At 74.5% G+C, this 18,826-nt stretch carries 19 protein-coding genes; 9 read left to right on the forward strand and 10 right to left on the reverse strand.

What is annotated here, in order from left to right:
• The first annotated feature begins 124 nt into the window (after positions 1-124).
• From ACH5AR_RS16140 to ACH5AR_RS16150, 3 genes are all read left to right on the forward strand, one after another.
• A complete protein-coding gene (locus tag ACH5AR_RS16140; protein ID WP_396302036.1) occupies positions 125-637 on the forward strand; it encodes a SigE family RNA polymerase sigma factor in 513 nt (170 codons plus the stop codon).
• Positions 630-1,502, forward strand: a complete 873-nt coding sequence (locus tag ACH5AR_RS16145) for a hypothetical protein (protein WP_396302037.1) — start codon at positions 630-632, stop codon at positions 1,500-1,502. Before ACH5AR_RS16140 ends, ACH5AR_RS16145 begins: the two co-directional genes overlap by 8 nt.
• 217 nt (positions 1,503-1,719) lie before the next feature.
• On the forward strand, positions 1,720-2,685 hold the full coding sequence (locus ACH5AR_RS16150; protein ID WP_396302038.1) for an alpha/beta hydrolase: 966 nt from the start codon (positions 1,720-1,722) through the stop codon (positions 2,683-2,685).
• Between the two features lie 146 nt (positions 2,686-2,831).
• Here ACH5AR_RS16150 and ACH5AR_RS16155 read toward each other — a convergent pair whose 3' ends face one another.
• From ACH5AR_RS16155 to ACH5AR_RS16180, 6 genes are read right to left on the reverse strand one after another with little or no spacing between them, the layout of a single operon-like run.
• On the reverse strand, positions 2,832-3,347 hold the full coding sequence (locus tag ACH5AR_RS16155) for a hypothetical protein (RefSeq protein ID WP_396302039.1): 516 nt from the start codon (positions 3,345-3,347) through the stop codon (positions 2,832-2,834).
• A 5-nt stretch (positions 3,348-3,352) separates the two neighbouring features.
• A complete protein-coding gene (locus ACH5AR_RS16160; RefSeq protein WP_396302040.1) occupies positions 3,353-3,619 on the reverse strand; it encodes a hypothetical protein in 267 nt (88 codons plus the stop codon).
• Positions 3,616-4,383, reverse strand: coding sequence for a 2OG-Fe(II) oxygenase (locus tag ACH5AR_RS16165; protein ID WP_396302041.1), 768 nt, complete (start codon positions 4,381-4,383; stop codon positions 3,616-3,618). Before ACH5AR_RS16165 ends, ACH5AR_RS16160 begins: the two co-directional genes overlap by 4 nt.
• Complete coding sequence (locus tag ACH5AR_RS16170) at positions 4,380-4,997, reverse strand: methylated-DNA--[protein]-cysteine S-methyltransferase (RefSeq protein WP_396302042.1); 618 nt, start codon at positions 4,995-4,997, stop codon at positions 4,380-4,382. The genes ACH5AR_RS16165 and ACH5AR_RS16170 overlap by 4 nt, the downstream gene beginning before the upstream one ends.
• On the reverse strand, positions 4,994-5,485 hold the full coding sequence (locus ACH5AR_RS16175; protein ID WP_396302043.1) for an RNA polymerase sigma factor: 492 nt from the start codon (positions 5,483-5,485) through the stop codon (positions 4,994-4,996). The genes ACH5AR_RS16170 and ACH5AR_RS16175 overlap by 4 nt, the downstream gene beginning before the upstream one ends.
• A gap of 49 nt (positions 5,486-5,534) precedes the next feature.
• Positions 5,535-5,879 carry a methylated-DNA--[protein]-cysteine S-methyltransferase gene (locus tag ACH5AR_RS16180; RefSeq protein WP_396302044.1) on the reverse strand — a complete coding sequence of 115 codons (345 nt, stop codon included), beginning with the start codon at positions 5,877-5,879 and terminating at the stop codon, positions 5,535-5,537.
• Positions 5,880-6,404: 525 nt separating this feature from the next.
• Here ACH5AR_RS16180 and ACH5AR_RS16185 point away from each other — a divergent pair.
• The 5 genes from ACH5AR_RS16185 to ACH5AR_RS16205 all read left to right on the forward strand — a co-directional run bounded on the left by ACH5AR_RS16185 (position 6,405) and on the right by ACH5AR_RS16205 (position 11,647).
• Positions 6,405-6,908: a hypothetical protein gene (locus tag ACH5AR_RS16185; protein ID WP_396302045.1), complete on the forward strand. Its 504-nt coding sequence runs from the start codon at positions 6,405-6,407 to the stop codon at positions 6,906-6,908.
• A gap of 154 nt (positions 6,909-7,062) precedes the next feature.
• Entirely contained in the window at positions 7,063-8,319 is a 1,257-nt protein-coding gene (locus tag ACH5AR_RS16190) for an SLC13 family permease (RefSeq protein ID WP_396302264.1), read from the forward strand.
• A 5-nt stretch (positions 8,320-8,324) separates the two neighbouring features.
• Positions 8,325-8,810 carry a universal stress protein gene (locus tag ACH5AR_RS16195; RefSeq protein ID WP_396302046.1) on the forward strand — a complete coding sequence of 162 codons (486 nt, stop codon included), beginning with the start codon at positions 8,325-8,327 and terminating at the stop codon, positions 8,808-8,810.
• Between the two features lie 166 nt (positions 8,811-8,976).
• Positions 8,977-10,674 carry an immunity 49 family protein gene (locus ACH5AR_RS16200; protein ID WP_396302047.1) on the forward strand — a complete coding sequence of 566 codons (1,698 nt, stop codon included), beginning with the start codon at positions 8,977-8,979 and terminating at the stop codon, positions 10,672-10,674.
• 310 nt (positions 10,675-10,984) lie between these two features.
• The gene (locus tag ACH5AR_RS16205; RefSeq protein WP_396302048.1) at positions 10,985-11,647 is read left to right on the forward strand and encodes a transglycosylase family protein; all 663 of its coding nucleotides are present in this window, start codon (positions 10,985-10,987) and stop codon (positions 11,645-11,647) included.
• Between the two features lie 423 nt (positions 11,648-12,070).
• Here the strand turns inward: ACH5AR_RS16205 and ACH5AR_RS16210 are convergent, their stop codons facing one another.
• The 4 genes from ACH5AR_RS16210 to ACH5AR_RS16225 form a co-directional block, all read right to left on the reverse strand.
• Positions 12,071-14,392, reverse strand: a complete 2,322-nt coding sequence (locus tag ACH5AR_RS16210) for a beta-glucosidase (RefSeq protein ID WP_396302265.1) — start codon at positions 14,390-14,392, stop codon at positions 12,071-12,073.
• An 83-nt stretch (positions 14,393-14,475) separates the two neighbouring features.
• A complete protein-coding gene (locus tag ACH5AR_RS16215) occupies positions 14,476-15,297 on the reverse strand; it encodes a carbohydrate ABC transporter permease (protein ID WP_396302049.1) in 822 nt (273 codons plus the stop codon).
• Complete coding sequence (locus ACH5AR_RS16220) at positions 15,294-16,190, reverse strand: carbohydrate ABC transporter permease (protein WP_396302050.1); 897 nt, start codon at positions 16,188-16,190, stop codon at positions 15,294-15,296. Before ACH5AR_RS16220 ends, ACH5AR_RS16215 begins: the two co-directional genes overlap by 4 nt.
• Positions 16,187-17,476 carry an ABC transporter substrate-binding protein gene (locus ACH5AR_RS16225; RefSeq protein WP_396302051.1) on the reverse strand — a complete coding sequence of 430 codons (1,290 nt, stop codon included), beginning with the start codon at positions 17,474-17,476 and terminating at the stop codon, positions 16,187-16,189. Before ACH5AR_RS16225 ends, ACH5AR_RS16220 begins: the two co-directional genes overlap by 4 nt.
• 206 nt (positions 17,477-17,682) lie before the next feature.
• Between ACH5AR_RS16225 and ACH5AR_RS16230 the strand changes: the two genes are divergently transcribed.
• Positions 17,683-18,690, forward strand: a complete 1,008-nt coding sequence (locus tag ACH5AR_RS16230) for a LacI family DNA-binding transcriptional regulator (protein WP_396302052.1) — start codon at positions 17,683-17,685, stop codon at positions 18,688-18,690.
• The last annotated feature ends 136 nt before the right edge of the window (positions 18,691-18,826 follow it).

Raw genomic sequence — 18,826 nt, forward strand, 5'->3', positions numbered from 1 at the left:
CAACCCCGAGGCGGTGCCGGTGCGTACAGGGCGGGAGGCTCCGCCGTGACACACGGCACCCCCGCCGCGCTCGCGAGCCACCCGGACCACGAGCTGACGGACAGCCCCGGAGGAGAGGCCCTTGATGACGCCACAGGAGTTCGACGCGTTCTACGCGGCGTCCTTCTCCCGCCTGACCGGGCAGCTCTACGCGATGACCGGCAACTGGTCCGAGGCGCAGGACGTGGTCCAGGAGGCCTTCATCCGCGCGTGGGACCGACGGCGCACCTTCGAACCGGACGACGCCCCGGAGGCATGGATCCGGACGACGGCCCGGAGGCTGGCCGTCTCCCGCTGGCGGCGGCTGGCCCGGGGCCTGCACCTGGCCGGACGTCACCACTGCCAGGAGCCACCGACCGCCGAGCCTCCCGGCGAGGAGCACCTGGTGCTGGTCGCCGCGCTGCGCCACCTGCCCGAGGCACAGCGGAGCGCCCTGGTCCTGCACCACATGTGCGACCTCTCCGTCGAGCAGGTCGCGGCCGAGACCGGAGCCAGCATCAGCGCCGTCAAGAGCCGCCTCGCCCGCGGCCGGGCCGCGCTCGCGGCCAGACTCGCCGGGCGGACCCCCACCAGCGAGGAAGGAAAGCTCCGTGTCTGACCCCACTCACGACACCCTCCGCGACCGCTTGCAGCTGCTCGGCACCCAGCTGCCCGCACCGGCCCTGCCGGCCTCGGAGATCCGCCGACGCGCCGACCGGCGCCGCCACCGCCGGCGCGCCCTGGGCGCTGCCGCGGCCTGCACCGCGGCGGTCCTGGGCCTGGCTCTCCCGTCGGTGCTGCACTCCCCGGCGCCGCAACGACGGGCAACCACCACGGGCGCCTCCTCCGTGACGGCCTCCCCCCGCCCCCCGGCCACCCCCTCCGCGTCGGCCTCCCCCTCGTCGGCCTCCCCCCACCCCCCGGCCGGTTTCACCGTCACCAGCACGGCGACGACCCCGATCGAGGCCGGCGCCGTCACCCGGATCCTGGCCTCCTGCCTGGGCTCGGAGGCGTCGCAGTACCAGCCGGTGATCGCGGTCCGCGCCCCCCTCGCCTCGCAGGACACCGATGGCGTGGTCGTCGCCGTCAACTCCGCCGGCACGTACGTGCAGTGCGAGTCGAAGGGCCACCAGGGCACCAGCCTGACCGTCCCGGCGACGTTCATCAACGACCGTCTCTGGGGCGCCGGGCACCTGGTCGAGTACTTCGACAGCTTCAGCGCACGGGCCGGCGCCGGGCAGCTCCTCTCGCTGGGCGCCGGGCACTACACCTCCGAGGTCGCCAAGGTGACCGTCAGCTTCGGCGACGACCCGGCGCAGTACCCGGCCGTCATGGCGGGCGGCGCGTTCGTCTACACCGCGGCCATCTCCACCGACCGGACCCCCTCCTCCTCCCCCGCCCCCTACATCCACGCCTACGACACGGCCGGCAAGGAGATCTACAACCAGAAGACCCAGCCCGACACCACGGGCACCCGTCGCTAGGGCGTGTCTGACAATTCGCGTCGGACCAGGGGCGCGGCGTCGGGGTGGGCGCCCTCCCCCAGGGTGCCTCCCCGGACCGTTCCGTTTCCGCAGGCCAGGCGCGCGGATGGCGGGGAACGCCGCCCGAGACCGCGACGGGCGGCGGTTCCGGCCGCGACGGCCCCGACGGACGCTTGACCTGTGCCGCGATCCCTGCGGTGCGGTGAAAGGAGTCCCCGTGTCCATCAGCATCCCGCGCCCCGCGTTCGACCCGGAGCTGGAAACCGTCCTGGCGGTCCTCGCCGATCAGATCCCGCCGAGCATGACCGCGGAGATGATCCCGCACATGCGTCGATCGGACCCGGGACAGGTCACCGACGAGATGCTCACGGCCTCCGGCCTGACCCGGCGCGACGTCACCGTCCCCGGGTACCTGGGCGACGACATCACCGTCTCGGTGATCGCCCGCGAGGACCACGAGGGGTTCGGCCCCGGGATCTACCACACGCACGGCGGCGGCATGGTCTCCGGCACCCGCTTCTCCGGCCTGCCCCAGGTCCTCCCGTGGGTCGTGGAGCACGACGCCGTGCTGGTCACCGTCGACTACCGGCTCGCGCCCGAGCACCCCGACCCCTACCCGGTCGAGGACTGCTACGCCGGGCTGCTCTGGACCGCCGCGCACGCCCGGGAACTGGGCATGGACCCGGACCGGCTGATCGTCGCCGGCCAGAGCGCCGGCGGCGGCCTCGCCGCCGGCATCACGCTGCTGGCCCGCGACCGGCGGGGCCCCGCCCTGGCCGGCCAGGTGCTCATCTACCCGATGCTCGACGACCGGAACCGGACGGTCTCCTCGGCGCAGTTCGACGCGGTCGGCGTGTGGGACCGCCACAGCAACATCATGGGCTGGACCGCGCTCCTGGGAGAGCGACGCGGAACCGAGGACGTGTCGATCTACGCCGCCCCCGCCCGCGCCACCGACCTCACCGGGCTGCCGCCCGCCTTCGTGGACTGCGGCTCCGCCGAAGTCTTCCGGGACGAGGACGTCGCCTACGCGACCGCGCTGTGGCACGCGGGCGTCCAGGCCGAACTGCACATCTGGCCCGGCGGCTTCCACGGATTCGACCTGGCCGCGCCCCACAGCACCCTCGCCCAGGCCATGACCGCCGCCCGCAACGCCTGGGTCGCCCGCACCCTGGGGGCCTGACACCGCCCCGGGGCGTCCGGCCCGACGGGCTCCCGCCCCGCCGACGCGCCGGAGGGGGCCTGTCCGCCGCGTACGGCGGGCAGGCCCCCTCGACCCAACGGCCGGGAATCGGCGCTCGGTTGGGGCGGTGCCCGACGACAGATCGGTCACGGCCTGTCCTTTGGACGGGCGGGGCACCGGAGGGAGTCGTCCTCGACGAGCCAGGTGGTGCCGTGGGCGGTCGCGCCGGCCAGGCCGTTCAGACTGACCTGGCCGACGAGCGCGAGCGTGCGCGGATCGCCGATCCCGGCGGTCGCCAGGGTGCGTCCAGGGCGCCACCGGGTCGACCACAGCAGCCGCCGGGTCATCTGCGCCCAGCCGGTCGCCGGGCCGGTCATCACCCAGAGGTCGGGGGCCGCGTCGGCGAACCGTGTCGCGTGGCGCAGCCAGGAGGCCCCGGTCTCCGGCCAGGTGACGGTGGCGAGGGTCGTGCCTCCCGCGCGCTCCCAGGCCGCTTCGACCAGGCGCGCGGTCTGCCGCGCGTGCGGGGTGCGGCCGGAGCCGATCGCGATGGTGTCGGCCCGGCGGTCCCGGGCCAGGCGGACGAGGGCCTCGACCTCGGCGGCCGTGGCCGTCAGGTCCGCGTGGTGGCTCGTGGGCCCCGTCAGCAGGGGGCTGGTCAAGGGGTTCATGATCGGCCGTTCTCTCGGGCGGTCCTCCACCGCTGGTAGCGGTCCTTGCCGCAGGCGGCGCAGGGGCGGTACCCGGCGGCGAGCGCCGTGGCCTCGTCGGCGAAGAAGACCCGCTGCCTCACGTGGCCGCCGCGGGCGACGGCCCGCAACGCGGACGGGCAGTCAAACCGTCCGTCGGGGCCCGGAAGGGCGTAGGCGTTCACCGCGCTGCCCGTCGCGTCACTCGTCGCCCCGCTCACCGTGCCGTTCGTCGCTTCGCTCACGCCGCGTCGTGGAAGACCAGGGCAAGGGTGTGGCGTTCGCCGGACCGGATGGCGGACACGCCGTGGCGAACCGGCGCCGCGGACCACCCGCGGGCGGACCTGACGGGCCGGTCGCGGGTGGTGAACAGGTACCCGTGGCCGTGCGGCACCAGGGTGGACGTGCCCCGGGACTGGGCGCGCGGGCGCTGTTCCAGGAGCAGGAACTCGCCGCCGGTGTGGTCCACACCGGGCTCGTTGAGGTTGATCACGACCTGGAGCGGGAACACGAGGTCGCCGTACAGGTCGCGGTGCAGCGCGTTCCAGTCCTTCTCCCGGTAGCGGAGCAGGATCGCGGTGGACTTCGTCTGGCCGGCGTCGTGGCACATCCGCAGCCACTCGTCGAACGAGTCCGGCCACGGGGCCGGCCGGCCGAGTCTGGTCCACCAGTCGCGGGCGATGGGCAGCAGCTTCGGGTACAGCGCCTGCTTGAGCCGCTCGACCGGCTCCGGGTACGGCGTGTCGAAGTACCGGTACTGGCCCGCGCCGAAGCGGTGGCGGCCCATGTCGACGGTGCTCCGGAACAGGCCGTCCTGCTCGTACAGTCCCCTGAGCTCCGCGGCCTCCTCGGAGGTCAGCAGCTGCGGCAGCAGCGCGCCGCCGTACTCGTCGACCTCCGCCGTGATCGCCTCCCAGTCGCCGGACTCGACCCGGCGGTGCCACCGGTCCGCCTGCTGCTGCCCGGCCGCCTCCGTGGCGGCCCTCGCGGCCGCCCGGGTGGTGCTCATGCCGCGGCCTCCAGGTCCAGGAGCGCGGTCTTGGCGTCGAGCCCGCCGATGTAGCCGCCGAGGGTGCCGTCGGTGCGCAGCACGCGGTGGCAGGGGACGACGATCGGCAGCGGGTTGGTCGCGCAGGCGGTGCCCACCGCCCGGACGGCCTTGGGGTTGCCGACGAGCTCGGCCATCTCGCGGTAGCTGCGGGTCTGGCCGTACCCGATTTCGGGCAGGTGCGTCTGCACCAGGCGCCGGAACCCGCGTGACAGGGAGAGGTCGAGCGTCAGGTCGAAGGCCCGGCGGCGTCCGGCGAAGTACTCGTCGATCTCGCGGGCCGCCTCCTCCAGCCGCTTCGGGGCGCGCAGGATCCGCGGGCTGAGCTTGTGGCCGAGGGCTTCCAGCACCCGGTCGTGGTCCTCGCCGGCGTACGCCACCCGGACCAGCCCCTTCGGGGTGGCGGCGAGCAGCAGCCTGCCGACGGGCGAGTCGACGGTCGTGTAGGCGACGTCGACCAGGCCGGCCTGCTCCGCGGCCTGCTCCAGACGGCGGTGGAGGCGGCTCAGGGTGGCGGCGTCCACGGGTGTCGACAGCAGGACGGCCGTGTCGTCATCGGTGTGCGGGTCGCTCACGAGCGTGCTCCTTTCATGATCGCGCCCGGGTAGTGTCTCCGGAGGTTCTTCAGCCCGTCCGCGGCCGCCCTGCGGGCCGCCTCGACGCTGCCGCCGAGGATCTCCGCGATCTCCGCGTACGCCAGCCCGGCCACGTACCGGTACGCGACGGCCTGGCGCTGCTTCGGCGGCAGGTCCTTCACCGCGGCCCAGAGGCCGGCGGCCTCGCCGTCCGCGACGCCCTGCCCCGCCGGCGCCTCCGGCACCTCGTCGACCGGCAGGGGGTTCCGCTTCGCAGCCCGCAGCACGTCGATCGCCTTGCGGTGCGCGATCGTCACCAGCCACGCCTCCACGTTCGCCGTCTCCGGCAGCTCGGGGTAGGCGCGCAGGGCGGACAGGAAGGTCTCCGACCACGCGTCATCCGCGTCATGCGGGCCGAGGACGACCCGGCACACGCGCAGCACGGTCGCGCCGTGCTGCGCGACCACGCTCTCGAACGGTTGTTTCATGTCCATCCCATGGAAGACGTACGTGCGGTGGCGAACGCGGGGCGCCCGGTCAGAACAACCGCCCGGCGTCGGCCGCGAGCGGCTCTTCGAACTCCAGCAGCGCCTGCTTGCGCTTCAGCCCGCCGGCGTACCCGGTCAGGGCTCCGGTGGAGCCGACGACGCGGTGGCACGGGACGAAGACGCACAGCGGGTTCGCACCCACGGCCTGTCCGACCCGCTGCGCGAGGGCGCGGTCGCCGACCTGCTCGGCGATCCGGCCGTTGATGGTCGTGTCCCCGCACTGGATGCTCTTCACGGTGTCCCGGAGGGAGTGCTGGAACGCGTCGCCCCCGGCCGCGAGCGGAAGGGCGGACTGCCTGCGCCGCCCGGCGAGGTAGTCGCACAGCCGGCGCACCGCCTCGCCCAGCAGCGGGTCCGTCGAGTCGCCGGTCTCGGGGCCGAGCGCCTCCTGCGCGGGCCGGCGGGCGTGCTGCCGGAAGTACCGACCGGTGATCGTCCCGTCCCTGGCGACGATCGATCGGCCCGAGGTACGTCTCGGTCACGACGTGTCGGGTGCCCATCTCCGTCTCCTCTCGTCTCTTTCCACCCGGTAGACGGTCGCCGCCCGCGAAACGTGAGATCGCACTTCCCGCCGTGGCCGACCACCCTGCCAGGACGCGCGACGGGCGGCGGGCCCGACGCGAGCGCCGGGCGGCGTCCCGGCCGGATCCGACGGCCGGTGGCCCCGGGCCGCGCCTTCCGGGTGTCGGAGATCGAGCCGAGACGTAGCAGGATCTCGGGCCCCGTGGCCGACCGGGACGGGTCGGTCATGTCCGCGGGGGCATGGAACGATAGCGATATCGGTCTTGGAAGGGACCGGCCCGCAGGTCGTAGCGTCGGGGCAGTTGACGCACCGAGTGCACGACGGAGGGGGTCCACCATGGTCACCAGGGGAAAGAGCGGCCGGCACGTGACGGTCGGGAGGCTGCTGGCCGCCTCGCTGGCCGCGGCCGCGATCGGGGTCGCCGCCGTGGGCAGCGCGGACGCCGAGACCCCGCGCCGGGGCCGCGTCGAGGTCCTCGACCTCAAGGTCCGGAACGACCAGTACGAGGCTGTGGACCTCGGCCCGGCGGGCCCGAGCCTGGGTGATCTGGACGTCTACTCCGGCACCACCGTCCAGGACGGCCGCAGCGTCGGGCACGGGGGCGGGTCGTGCCAGCTCGTTCAGGTCGTCGAGGGAGGGATCACGGCGCAGTGCCTGCTCACCGTGGAAGTCGAGGGCGGCTCCCTGACGGTGCAGTCGCTCTGGACGAAGGGATCGGGCGCCCCGCTCGACATGGCCGTCACCGGCGGTACGGGCGCCTACGCCGGGGCGCGCGGCACCATCCGCTTCTGGGACATCGGCACGCCGGACGAGAGGGCGCGGGCCGAGGTCCAGCGGTGACCAGGCCGCCGCGCCGCCGTGCCCCGCGGGGCCACTGGTACCTTGCACCTGCCAGGTGACGAGCGTGTACCGTCGGCCCCGCCGACCTGCCGCGGCCTGGCGCATCCGGTCCCCGATCCGGTGCGCCGGCACCGTCACCCGCGAGGAGCAGACCCTGAGTTCGTCATTCGCCGAGGCCCTGTCCGTCGGCCTCCTGGTGCTGGTCCTGGTCTGCGCGGTGGTACGGCCGTGGGGCTGGCCGGAGGCGGTGGTCGCCGTACCGACGGCCGGGCTGGTGATCGCGGTCGGCGCGATCCCCCCGGCGGACGCCCTGGCCGAGGTGCAGCGGCTCGGGCCGGTGGTCGGCTTCCTGGCGGCCGTGCTGGTGCTCGCCCAGCTCTGCGACGACGAGGGCCTGTTCCACGCCTGCGGCGCCTGGATGGCCCGCACCGCCGCCGGGCGGCCGCGCCGGCTGCTGGCGCAGGTGTTCGTGGCCGCCTCGGTGATCACGGCCGTCCTCAGCCTGGACGCCACCGTGGTGCTCCTGACCCCGGTGGTCTTCGCCACCGCGGCGCGGCTCGGCGCCCGGCCCAAGCCGCACGTCTACGCCTGCACCCACCTGTCGAACACGGCCTCGCTCCTGCTGCCGGTCTCCAACCTGACCAACCTGCTGGCCTTCGCCGCCAGCGGACTGAGCTTCACCCGGTTCGCCGCCCTGATGGCACTGCCGTGGCTGGCGGCCATCGCCGTCGAGTACGCGGTGCTGCGCCGGTTCTTCGCCACCGAGCTGGACGCGGGCGCCCCGGCCCCGGCCGACCCGGCGCCGCCGGAGATGCCGCTGTTCGCCCTCGTCACCGTCGCCGGCACGCTCGGCGGGTTCGTCCTCACCTCCGTGCTCGGGATCGATCCCGCGTGGGCGGCCCTGGCCGGGGCGCTCGTACTCGCCGTCCGCGCCCTGCTCCGGCGGCGCACCACCCCGGTCGCGGTCGTGCGCGCGGCCGCCGTGCCGTTCCTGGCCTTCGTGCTGGCGCTCGGCGTGGTGGTCCGCGCCGTCGTGGACAACGGACTGGCCGCGGCGCTCGGACACCTCGTCCCGCAGGGCACCGCGCTGCCCGCGCTGCTGGGCACGGCAGCACTGGCGGCGGTGCTGGCGAACGTCATCAACAACCTGCCGGCCACCCTCGTGCTGCTGCCGCTGGCCGCGCCGTCCGGTGCCGGCGCGGTGCTGGCCGTGCTGCTCGGGGTGAACATCGGCCCCAACCTCACCTACGCAGGATCCCTGGCCACGCTGCTGTGGCGGCGCATCGTCCGCGAGCACGACACCGACATCGGCCTGGGCGAGTTCACCCGGCTCGGACTCCTCGTCGTGCCCGCCGCCCTGCTGCTGGCCGTGGTGGCACTGTGGGGGGCCCTGCAGATCATCGGAGGCTGACAACCGTGACCGTCGTCGTCTGGATCACCGAAGGCACCTGGCCCGCCTGCGTCGACGCCGCCCGCGCGCTCGCGCCGAAGGACGCCGGGATCGTGCTGCTCCACGTCAGCGGGCGGGAGGTGCCCGGCGCGGCACACGGCGCCTTCGCCGGGCTGCTCGGGCGCGGGCACCCCGAGCGCGACCCCGGCACCCGGCTGGAGGGCCTGGCCGCCGCCTCGGCGCGGCACCTCCTGGACGCGGCGGCCGAGCGGCTGGGGCGGCCCTGCACCCGCCTGGAGCGCAGCGGCCGCACCGAGCGCGAGGTCGTCGCCGCGGCGGAGGGGGCCGACCTGCTCGTCCTGGCCCGTGACGGCGACCGCACCCGGCTCGGGCCCCACAGCCTCGGGCCCGCCGCCCGCTTCGTCGTCGACCACGCCCCCTGCCCGGTGCTGCTGGTCTGGCCGCAGCCGGCGCCGGGCACCGACACCCTCCCGCCCCCGCCCCACCGGTAGGGCCCGTCCGCGGGCACCGGTCGGCGCCGGCGGCTTCCTGCCCAGCTCCGTCCTGGGCTGTCGGGGGTCCCGGAGCATCCGGAGAGGTACCGCGCCTCCCGGCGGACCGCACTGTCCGACCCGTTGTCTACCCTGGGTCCAAGTCGATGATCAAGGGGGCTGGACCGTGCGGATCGAACGTCACCAGGTGGACCGGGAGCGGGTGGCGCAGGCCCGCGAGGACTTCGCGAACCGGATCGGGAGGCAGGTCCACTCCTACTCCCGGGCCGGCCTGATGACCACGGCCGAGTGGCAGCTGATCGCCGACTCCTTCCTCGACCACCTCGGCGCCCTCTCCACCATCCGGCCCGACCTGGACTCCGCCGAGGCCAAGGCCGTCCTCAAGGACGCCGCCGAGGCTGCCGCCGGCGCCGTCTCCTTCGCCGCCTACTACCCTCGCGACAGCTTCAGCGTCTTCCTCGACTACCCGAACTTCGGGATGGGTTACGACGCCGAGCACGGGCGGGAACGCGATCCCCGCCACCGGGTCACCGCCCGTGAGTGGCTCGACGCCTTCTGTCTGGCGATCCTCGCCGACAAGGTCCCCACGCACGGCGAGGCCTTCGGCTGGGCACGGCAGTTGATGCCGGCCGAGCCGCTCACCCCCGACCTCGAACTCGTCGACGGCTTCCTCGCCCACTTCTTCGAGGAGGAGAGCGGGCTCCCCGCCGCCTCCACCGAACCGCAGCCCGGTCTGCGCGCGCTGCGCGCCCTGGCCGACGGGGACCGCGACGCCTTCGACGCCGCACTCCTCACGCTGCTCCAGCACGGCCCGTACGGCACCGGGCCGGCGAGCCTCCTGCCGCTCGTCCCGATCGCCCTCGCCGCCCTCGCGTACCGCACCCACGGCTGGACTCCGGCAGTCGACACCGACTACCTCCCCCACGCCCTCGTCACCGGCTTCGAGACCCCCGGGCCGCGCGTTCGGGCACTGGGCCGCGACCCGCGCCCCGACGCCGTGGCCCGGCTCGCCGCCGGGCCCGTCGACCTCGACCGGCCGGGCCCGGCCCGACCGCTCGGCCCGGACGGCGCGGAGCCGTTCGAGCGGCGCATCCGGGAGGCCATCACGCCGCAGGAGGGCGAGCCGCAGGACGCGTGGGAGCTCACGGCGGCCCTGCGGCACCAGATCCGCCTCCTGTCGGCCCACGCCTCGGAGTCCGCCGACGCCAGCGAGGCCGTGCACGCCGGCCTGCGGCTCGGCTCCCAGCTGGGGGCCGCCGCGTTCCGGGCCGCCCTCGCCGAGCCGGGCACCGAGGCCGAGGTGACGATCGACGGGCGGACGCTGCGCTACCTCGCCCGCCGGGACAGCTACTTCGGCCCGGCCTTGTGGGAGACGGCCCTGTCCTTCGCCCTGGTCACCGGCAGCCCCGAGGACCTCGAACCGCTCGTCCTGGCCGGTCCGGCGATCGCCGTCGAGGACCGATTCCCGTTCGCCTCGTACCGCACCGCCCTGCACGACCACCTGCGCGGAGCCGACCCGCTCCCGGCCACCGAGCGGGCCCTGAAGGAGCTGGAGCGCACCGGGGGCCACGGCTTCCTCGCGCCCCCGGTCGTCCTCTTCTCACAGCTGGTCCGGGGCGACGAGACCAGCTTCAACCTCGCCCTGTTGGACGCCCTGGAAGCCCACCGCGACCACTACTCCTTCGCCGACCGTGACACCGAGCCCGGGGCCGCGCTCAGCCTCCACGTCCTCGGCCTCGCCTGCCACGCCCGCCGCAGCCGCGGCTGGGCCGTCCGCATCCGGTCGCCCTACCTCCCGCCGAGCCTGCTCCGGGCGGCCGGGCGTGCCCGAGGGGGTGTCCGGGAACCGGGGACGGCAGTCTGACCGCCCGACGGCGGCAGCGGCGTACGACAGGGGGCCGAGCAGCGGGCGACACCCGTAGGTGGCCGGGCGTTGACGAGACTCCGCCACCGGTCCGTCCCCGCCGCGCCCACAAGCGCGCGCCGGCACCGGCTCCACGGCGGTCGACGCCCCGGGCGCGCGGCCGGTTCGGGCCCCGGGCGCGCGTTCGAGTGGTGTCGCGCCGCCGGTCGAACGAGATCGGCGCTTCGTTCGCGGCTGTCGGGGCCGTCGGGTGCATGGGTGGGAGGGGCACTTCGGTGCCCGGTCCCTGTCCCCGGAGTACGGAGCCTTCATGTCGCCGCTGTGTGTGGCCCGCCGCCTGGTCGTCATCCTCCTGTCCCTGCTCGCCGTCGCCGTCGCCGTCGTCGGCGGCGGCGGCGGCGGCGCGGCGACGGCGTCCGCCGCCGCGGTGAGCACGGGGGTCCGGACGGGAGTGGACTGGGACGCCCTCGCCAGGTGCGAGAGTGGAGGGCGCTGGCACGCCGACACCGGGAACGGCTACTACGGAGGGCTCCAGTTCGACAGCGCGACGTGGCGTTCGAACGGCGGCCTCGCCTACGCACCGCGCGCGGACCGGGCGACCCGCGAACAGCAGATCGCCGTGGCCGAGCACCTCGCCGAGCGCCGCGGCCTGGCCCCGTGGCCGGCCTGCGGGGCCCGTGCCGCGCACGGCGGCGACCACCCGGCCGCGCACGCCCGCGGCCACCGGCCGGCACAGACCCGGCCCCACACCTCCGCCACCCCGCCGTCGCACACCGAAGCCCCCGCGCCGCTCTGCACGGAGGACGGCGACTGCCCGGACAGCTGGACCGTGGAGCCCGGCGACACCCTCGGCGGCATCGCCCGGGCCTTCGCCACCCACGGCGGCTGGTCCGCCCTCTACGCACTCAACCAGGACACCATCGGCGACGACCCCGACCTGCTCCTGCCCGGCCAGGTCCTCGCCCTGCGCTGACGCCCCGCGGCGGACCGGGCCGTACCGACGGCGGCTCGACCCGAGGGCCCCGGCGTGCACCCCGCTCACCCCGGCCTCGGCCAGGTACCGGGCCATGGTCCCGACGACCTGAGCGGTAGCCATGCAGCTCCCGCCGACGGGTGAGTCGGGTGCGCGTCCTGGACGACGGCCGGATGCCACTGCTGCCCGGCGAAGGCGACGGTCCGGGTGGCACCGTCGGCGCCGGGACCCGGTCCGCCGCCGGACCGGCCGGCGCGGACGGCCCGATCGGGGACGGCGCAGGCGACCAGGACCGGAAGCTCGCCCCGGGCGACGGTCGCGTCAGCCAAGGCAGCGGTCGGCGGCGGCGACGTCGAAGCCGCTGCTCAGGGTGGTGGGAACCGGCGCGAAGCAGGGCGGTCCCCGCCTGTGGGGCGTCCTCCGTCACGGCGCGGGGGCCGGCGGGAGGGCGTGGACGGTGACGGTCGGGTGCAGTTCGCGGGTGTGGTCGAGCGGGCGGACCGGGCCGGTGAGGCGCAGCGGCACGGTGAGGCGGGGGTCGGTGCTGGAGGCGGAGATGCGCAGTTCCAGGGCGCCGGGTTCGACGATCCGTCGGCCGTCGCGGCCGGTGAAGGAGGCCAGGTCGGCGGGGACGGTCAGCTCGACCCGGCAGGCCGCGCCGGCGTCCAGCGGGATCCGGCGGTAGCCGATCAGCCGCTGCACCGGCTGGACGACGCTCGCGACCGGGTCGTGGAGGTACAGCTGCACCACCTCGGTGCCCGCCCGGCCGCCGGTGTTGCGGAGCCGGAAGGCGAGCCGGAACGCGCCGTCGGTGCCGGTCTCGGCGGTCCGCACCTCCAGGCCGGACCAGGTGAACTCGCTGTAGCCGAGCCCGTGTCCGAAGCCGAACGCGGGCGTCGGGTCGGTGCTGGAGGCCTCGCCGGCCTGGGCCAGCCGCGCGCCCAGGTAGGTGGAGGGCTGGACCCCGCGGTGGGCGGGGACGGAGACGGGCAGCCGCCCGGACGGGTTGACCCGCCCGCTGAGCACGCCCGCGAGCGCCACCGTCCCGGCCTCGCCGGGGAAGAAGCACTGGACGATCCCGGCCGCCTCGGTGACGGCCCGCCCGAGCGCGTACGGCCGGCCGGCCAGCAGGGTGACCACCACGGGTGTGCCGGCGTCCAGCACGGCTTCCAGCAACTGCCGCTGCCTTCCCGGAAGTTCGAGCGAGACGGCATCGCAGCCCTCACCACTGGTGCCGCGCCCGAACAGCCCGGCCCGGTCGCCGAGCGCGAGCACCACCACGTCGGCCCGGCGGGCCGCGGACACCGCCTCGGCGATCCCCTCGGCCTCCTCCCCTTCGGCCGTCCCCCCGTCTGCCGTCACCCCGTCGACCGTCACCCCGCGCACGGTGCACAGCTCGCTGTCGGCGAATTCGGCCGCCAACGCCTCGCGCAGCGTGGGCAGTTCGATGCCGAGGGGCGTCCCCGGGTACTGTCCGCCGACGTGCACCGGGAAGGAGTAGCAGCCGAGCACCGCGGTGGGTTCCTCGGCGTTCGGCCCGATCAGCGCGATCCGGGCGGGGCCGCGCAGCGGCAGCAGGCCGTCGTTGCGCAGCAGCACCACGGCCTGCTCGGCGAGCTCCGCGGCCAGCGCGCGGTTGGCGGGCCGGTCCAGGTCGACCAGGCCGCGCAGCGCCTCCGGTTCGCCCAGGTCGGCGCCGGCCAGGGCCTGCGGCACCGGGCTCCAGTCGGCGTCCAGCAGCCCGAGCCGGACCTTCTGGACGAGGACGCGGCGCAGCGCCCGGTCGACCAGCCGCTCCGGGACGGCGTCCCGGACGACCGCGTCGAACAGCGGCTGCCCGAAGGCGTCGACGGTCGGCAGCTCGACGTCGACCCCGCCGGCCAGGGCCAGGGCGGCGGCCTCGGAGCGGTCCTCGGCCACGCCGTGCAGGGTCGCGAGGAAGGCGATGGCGAAGTAGTCGGCGACGACCGTGCCGGTGAACCCCCAGGCGTCCCGGAGCAGTTCGGTGAGCAGGGCCCGGTCGGCGGCGGAGGGCAGGCCGTCGGTGTCGGTGTAGGCGGGCATGACCGAACGGGGCCGGCCCTCGCGGACGGCCATCTCGAAGGGCGGCAGGATGACGTCGGCGCGCTCGCGCGGGCCCATCGAGACGGGGGCGAGGTTGCGCCCGGCGCGGGAGGCGGAGTACCCGGCGAAGTGCTTGAGGGTGGCGACGACGCCGGCCGACTCCAGCCCCTGGACGTAGGCGGTGGCGATGGTACCGACCAGGTACGGGTCCTCGCCGATGGTCTCCTCCACCCGCCCCCAGCGGGCGTCGCGGACGACGTCGAGCACCGGCGCGAGGCCCTGGTGCACCCCGACGGCCCGCAGGTCGCGGCCGATGGCGGCGGCCATCGCCCGGACGAGCTCCGGGTTGAAGGCGGCGCCCCAGGACAGCGGCACGGGGTAGGCCGTGGCGCCCCAGGCGGCGAAGCCGGCCAGGCACTCCTCGTGGGCGAGGGCCGGGATGCCGAAGCGGTTGGCGGCGACGATCCGCTGCTGGGTGCGCAGCAGTGAGAGCGCGCCGAGCGCCGGATCGACCGGGGCGGTGCCGAACGGCCGGGTCAACTGGCCGAGCCCGTACGGCAGGAGGGTTCCGAGGTCGGGTGGCGGCTCCATCTCGTGCTGGTGCGGGGCGACTTCGGCGCCGTCTGGGTCGGCGCCGACCCAGACGCCGACGAGCTGGGCGGTCTTCTCCCGCAGGGTCATCGCGGCGATCAGGGCGTCGGCCCTGGCCTCCGGGGTGAGCGTGGTGTCGCGCCACGCGGGCGCGGGCTCGGGGTGGTGGCCGTTCACTTTCCTCCCACTCCCGTCAGGCCCTGGACGAGGGCGCGGCGGGCGAACAGGTAGACGACGAGGACGGGGAGCATGGACAGCACCACGGCACTGAGCAGCCCGGGCACGTCCACGCCGTGTTCGGTCTGGAAGTCGTACAGGCCGAGGGTGATGACCTTGGTGGAGTCGGACTGGGTGAGGATCAGCGGGAAGAGGAAGCCGTTCCAGGCCTGGAGGGCGGCGAAGACCGTGATCGAGGCCAGCCCGCCCCTGGACAGCGGGAGCACCAGCTGCCGGAACACCCGCGCCGGGGAGGCGCCGTCCACCGCCATCGCCTCGTACAGCTCGGGGCCGATGTCGCGCATCGCACCGGTCAGCACCAGGGTGCAGACCGGCAGGCAGAAGGCCGCGGTCGGCAGGACGACGCCGATCAGGTGGTCGTACAGTCCGGTCTTGCTGATGACGTAGAACATCGGCACGATCACGGCCTGGGCGGGGATCGCCAGCCCGAGCAGGAACAGCCGGAACACCCAGCCGGTCGCCCGGCCGCGGGCGCGCACGACGGCGTAGGAGAGCGGCGGGACGACCAGCAGCACGATGGCGACCACGCCGCCGGTGACGGTCAGGGTGTTGAGGAAGTCCCGGCCGAAGCCGCCGGAGAGGTCGGTCAGGTAGTTCCGCAGGGTCCAGTGGGCGGGCAGGCTCAGCGGGCCCCCGGTGGCGTAGTCGGCGCGGGTGCGGAAGGTGGCGGTCAGCAGCACGTACAGCGGCAGGCCGACGAGCAGCAGCCACACCAGGGAGCCGAACCCGGCCAGGACGTTGGGGCGTCGGTTCGTCACAGGCCCTCCGTCGTGCCGCGCATCCGGTCGTAGCCGGAGATCCGGACCACCGCGAGCGAGATCAGGGTCGCGACCACCACGAGGACCAGCGCGACCGCCGAGCCGGTCCCGAAGTCGAAGCCCTTGAAGGCCTTCTGGTACATGTAGTAGGCGGTGACGGTGGTGTCCGTGCCGGGGCCGCCCTGGGTGAGGATCAGCACCGTGTCGAAGGTGGTCAGCCCGCCGACGACCATGAGGACCACCGAGGTGATCACGGTGTTGCGCAGCTGCGGCAGGGTGATGTGGAAGAACTGCCGGACCCTGCCCGCCCCGTCGACGGCCGCGGCCTGGTAGAGCACCTGCGGCACGGCCCGGGCGCCGCCCTGGTAGATCAGCGCGTGCAGCGGGGTGAACTGCCACACGCCGACGAAGGTCAGCACCGCGACCGCCCCGGCCCGGGTGCCGAGCAGGTTGCCGTCGCCGAACAGCCAGGTGAGCTGGGCGGGTACGCCGAAGTTGGGGTCGAGGACGGCCCGCCAGACCACCGAGACCGCCGTGGCGGAGAGCAGCAGCGGCACGAAGTAGACCGCCGAGAGCACGGCCCGGTTGCGCTGCTTCCCGGCGGCCCAGACGCCGATCAGGATGCTGACCGGTGTCTGGGTCACCACGCCGAGGGCGGTGAGCAGCAGGGTGGTCCAGACGGAGCGGAGCATCACCGGGTCGTCGAGCAGGGCGCTCCAGTTGGCCAGGCCGTTGAACCGCGGCTCGCCGATGCCGTCCCAGCTGGTGAAGGAGAGCGCGACGACCAGCAGCAGCGGCGTGAGCGCGAACAGCAGGAAGAACACCGCGGCGGGGAGCGCCCAGACCAGGCCCGGGCGGGTCGCCTCCGCGCCCGGCCGGGTGCGGCGCGTCATGAGGCCGGCAAGGCCTGCATGGCCTTGATGAAGCCGTCGGCGTCGGTCCTGCCGCTGAAGAACTCCTGGACGGCGGTGCGCAGCGGGGTGATGGCGCTCGGCGGGTAGGCCTGGTCCCAGGAGAGCTGGAACGAGGGGGCGGCCTCGACCAGTCGGTACTGGTCCCTGGCGTACCCGGGGCTGGCCGAGAGGTCGAGGAAGTCGGCGGTGCCGGTGGTGGTCGGCAGGTTGCCGATGGCCAGCTGGGCCTTCACGAACTCGTCGGAGTACATCAGCTTGAGGAAGGCCGCGACGGCCTCCGGGTGCCTGGTCCTCTTCAGCACGGAGTAGAAGTTGTTGGTGTTGCCGACGATGTCGGCCGGGTCGCCCTTGCCGCCGCTCACGGAGGGGAAGGCGGAGTAGCCGAGGCCGGTCCTGGCGAAGTCGGGGTCGGCGTCCTGCTGCGTGGAGTAGTACCAGGAGCCCATGAGTTCGAAGGCGGCCCTGCCCTTGGCGACCAGGGCCGGGGAGCCGCCGTCGGTGAACTTCACGGAGTCGTGGTTGCTCCCGAAGGCGCCGGCGTCGACGAGCTGCTTGAGGGTGGACAGCGCCCTGCGGCTGTCCTCGCCCGCCCAGACCTCCTTGTCTCCGCCGATCGCCCTCTGGAACAGGCCGGGGCCGGCGATCCGGTCGTAGAGGTACTCGAACCACATCAGGGTGGGCCACTGGTCGCCGCCGCCGAGGGCGATCGGGGTGATGCCCCTGTCCTTCAGGGCCCTGGCGGCGGTGACCAGGTCGTCCCAGGTCTTCGGCGGGGTGATCCCGGCGTCCGCGAGCACCTTCCTGTTGTGGAACAGCAGCACCGGCTGGGTGCCGCGCATCGGCACGCCGTACGCCTTGCCGTCGATCACCGCCGAGTTGAAGACCGAGGGCAGGAAGTTGTCCTTCAGGCCCGGGTCCTTGGCGATGAAGCCGTCCAGCGGCAGCAGCAGGCCCGCCTTGACGAACGGTCGGATGGAGCCGCCGCCCCAGTTGAAGAAGACGTCCGGCGCCCGCGGGGTGTTGATCACGGTCTGGAGCTTCTGCTGGTAGTCCGCGCCGGGGACGGTGTCGAGCACCGCCTTGACCTTGGAGGTGCTGTTGAAGGTCTCGACGATCTGCTTCTCGACCCTGTTGCCGGTGTCCCCGTAGACCAGCACGTGGATCGTCCCGTCCCCGGCGTCGGGGGTACTGCCGGAGCCGCAGGCGGCGGACGTGCCCAGGACGAGTGCGGTGACCGCGGCGACCGCGGCGATTCTCGATCGCATATCCTGCCCTCTGCTTCGAATGTTTCGAGCAAGTTGCCGAATGTTGTGGGAAACCTAGGGCCGGGCCGACCGCCCGTCAAGAGCGCGGACGGGATCGGCCCCGGCCCGCCCGGGGGCTAGCATCCGTGCGTACGGACCGCCCGCGGCCGTGCCCGACAGCCAGCCACGACGGAGTTCGCCCAGCAGGGGCGGTGCAGGAGGAACCCGTGAACAGAGCGGCCACGCTCGCCGAGATCGCACAGGAGGCAGGGGTCTCCGCACCGACCGTTTCGAAAGTCCTGAACGGGCGTGCCGACGTCGCCCCGGCCACCCGGGAGCGGGTGGAGGAGCTGCTGCACCGGCACGGGTACCGGCGGCGCGGCAACCGCCAGGCGAGCCCGCTGCTGGAGCTGGTCTTCCACGAGCTGGAGAGCGCCTGGGCGGTGGAGGTGATCCGCGGCGTCGAGAACGCGGTCCGCGAGGAGGGCCTGAGCATCGTGCTCTCCGAGTCCGCCGAACGCAACGGCCCGGGCCAGTCCTGGGTGGACGGCGTGCTCGCCCGGCGCCCCACCGGCGTGGTGCTGGTGCTGTCCGACCTGGACCGCTCGCTGCGCGAGCAACTGGCCCGCCGGGACATCCCCTTCGTGGTGATGGACCCGGCCGGCGACCCGGGCCAGGAGGTGCCCGCCGTCGGCACCACCAACTGGGACGGCGGCCTCGCCGCCACCCGGCACCTGCTGGACCTCGGCCACCGCCGGATCGGGCTGATCGGCGGCCCGGCCCGGATGATGTGCGGCCGGGCCCGGGCCGACGGCTACCGGGCGGCGCTCGACATGGCGGGGATCCCGTACGACCCCCGGCTGGTCCGCGAGGGCGACTTCCACCACGAGTCCGGACGCCGGCTCGGCCTGGAGCTGCTCGGCCTGCCGGACCGGCCGACGGCCGTGTTCGCCGGGAACGACCTCCAGGCGCTGGGCCTGTACGAGGCGGCCCGCGAGCTGGGGCTGCGCATTCCGGAGGACCTCAGCGTGGTCGGCTTCGACGACCTGCCGCTGGCCCGCTGGGTGGGCCCGCCGCTGACCACCGTGCGCCAGCCGCTGACCGAGATGGCCGAGACGGCGACCCGCCTGGTGATCGACCTGGCCCGCGGGGCGCGGCCCGGCACGCTCCGGGTGGACCTGGCCACCAGCCTGGTCGAGCGCAGCAGCACCGCCCCGCCGCGCACGGGCGGCTGAGCCGGAGGCGGCGGGGGCCGTCGAGCCCTCCGCCCGCGCGGCCCGGGTGCGCCACCGGGCGGCGGCAGGTTTCGTCGGCGTTTCGGAAACCGGCTCCCCCGCCGCCGCCCAGGGCACGAGCCCCGATGCCGCAGCG

The organism is Kitasatospora sp. NPDC018619 (assembly GCF_044391605.1).
In the GTDB taxonomy this organism is placed as follows: domain Bacteria; phylum Actinomycetota; class Actinomycetes; order Streptomycetales; family Streptomycetaceae; genus Kitasatospora.

Excerpts from the sequence above, each read along its gene's own strand:
- ACH5AR_RS16140 (WP_396302036.1), top strand. The coding sequence starts at position 125 with ATGACGCCACAGGAGTTCGACGCGTTCTACGCGGCGTCCTTCTCCCGC.
- ACH5AR_RS16165 (WP_396302041.1), bottom strand. The coding sequence starts at position 4,383 with ATGAGCACCACCCGGGCGGCCGCGAGGGCCGCCACGGAGGCGGCCGGG.
- ACH5AR_RS16175 (WP_396302043.1), bottom strand. The coding sequence starts at position 5,485 with ATGAAACAACCGTTCGAGAGCGTGGTCGCGCAGCACGGCGCGACCGTG.
- ACH5AR_RS16185 (WP_396302045.1), top strand. The coding sequence starts at position 6,405 with ATGGTCACCAGGGGAAAGAGCGGCCGGCACGTGACGGTCGGGAGGCTG.
- ACH5AR_RS16205 (WP_396302048.1), top strand. The coding sequence starts at position 10,985 with ATGTCGCCGCTGTGTGTGGCCCGCCGCCTGGTCGTCATCCTCCTGTCC.
- ACH5AR_RS16210 (WP_396302265.1), bottom strand. The coding sequence starts at position 14,392 with ATGACCCTGCGGGAGAAGACCGCCCAGCTCGTCGGCGTCTGGGTCGGC.
- ACH5AR_RS16220 (WP_396302050.1), bottom strand. The coding sequence starts at position 16,190 with ATGACGCGCCGCACCCGGCCGGGCGCGGAGGCGACCCGCCCGGGCCTG.
- ACH5AR_RS16225 (WP_396302051.1), bottom strand. The coding sequence starts at position 17,476 with ATGCGATCGAGAATCGCCGCGGTCGCCGCGGTCACCGCACTCGTCCTG.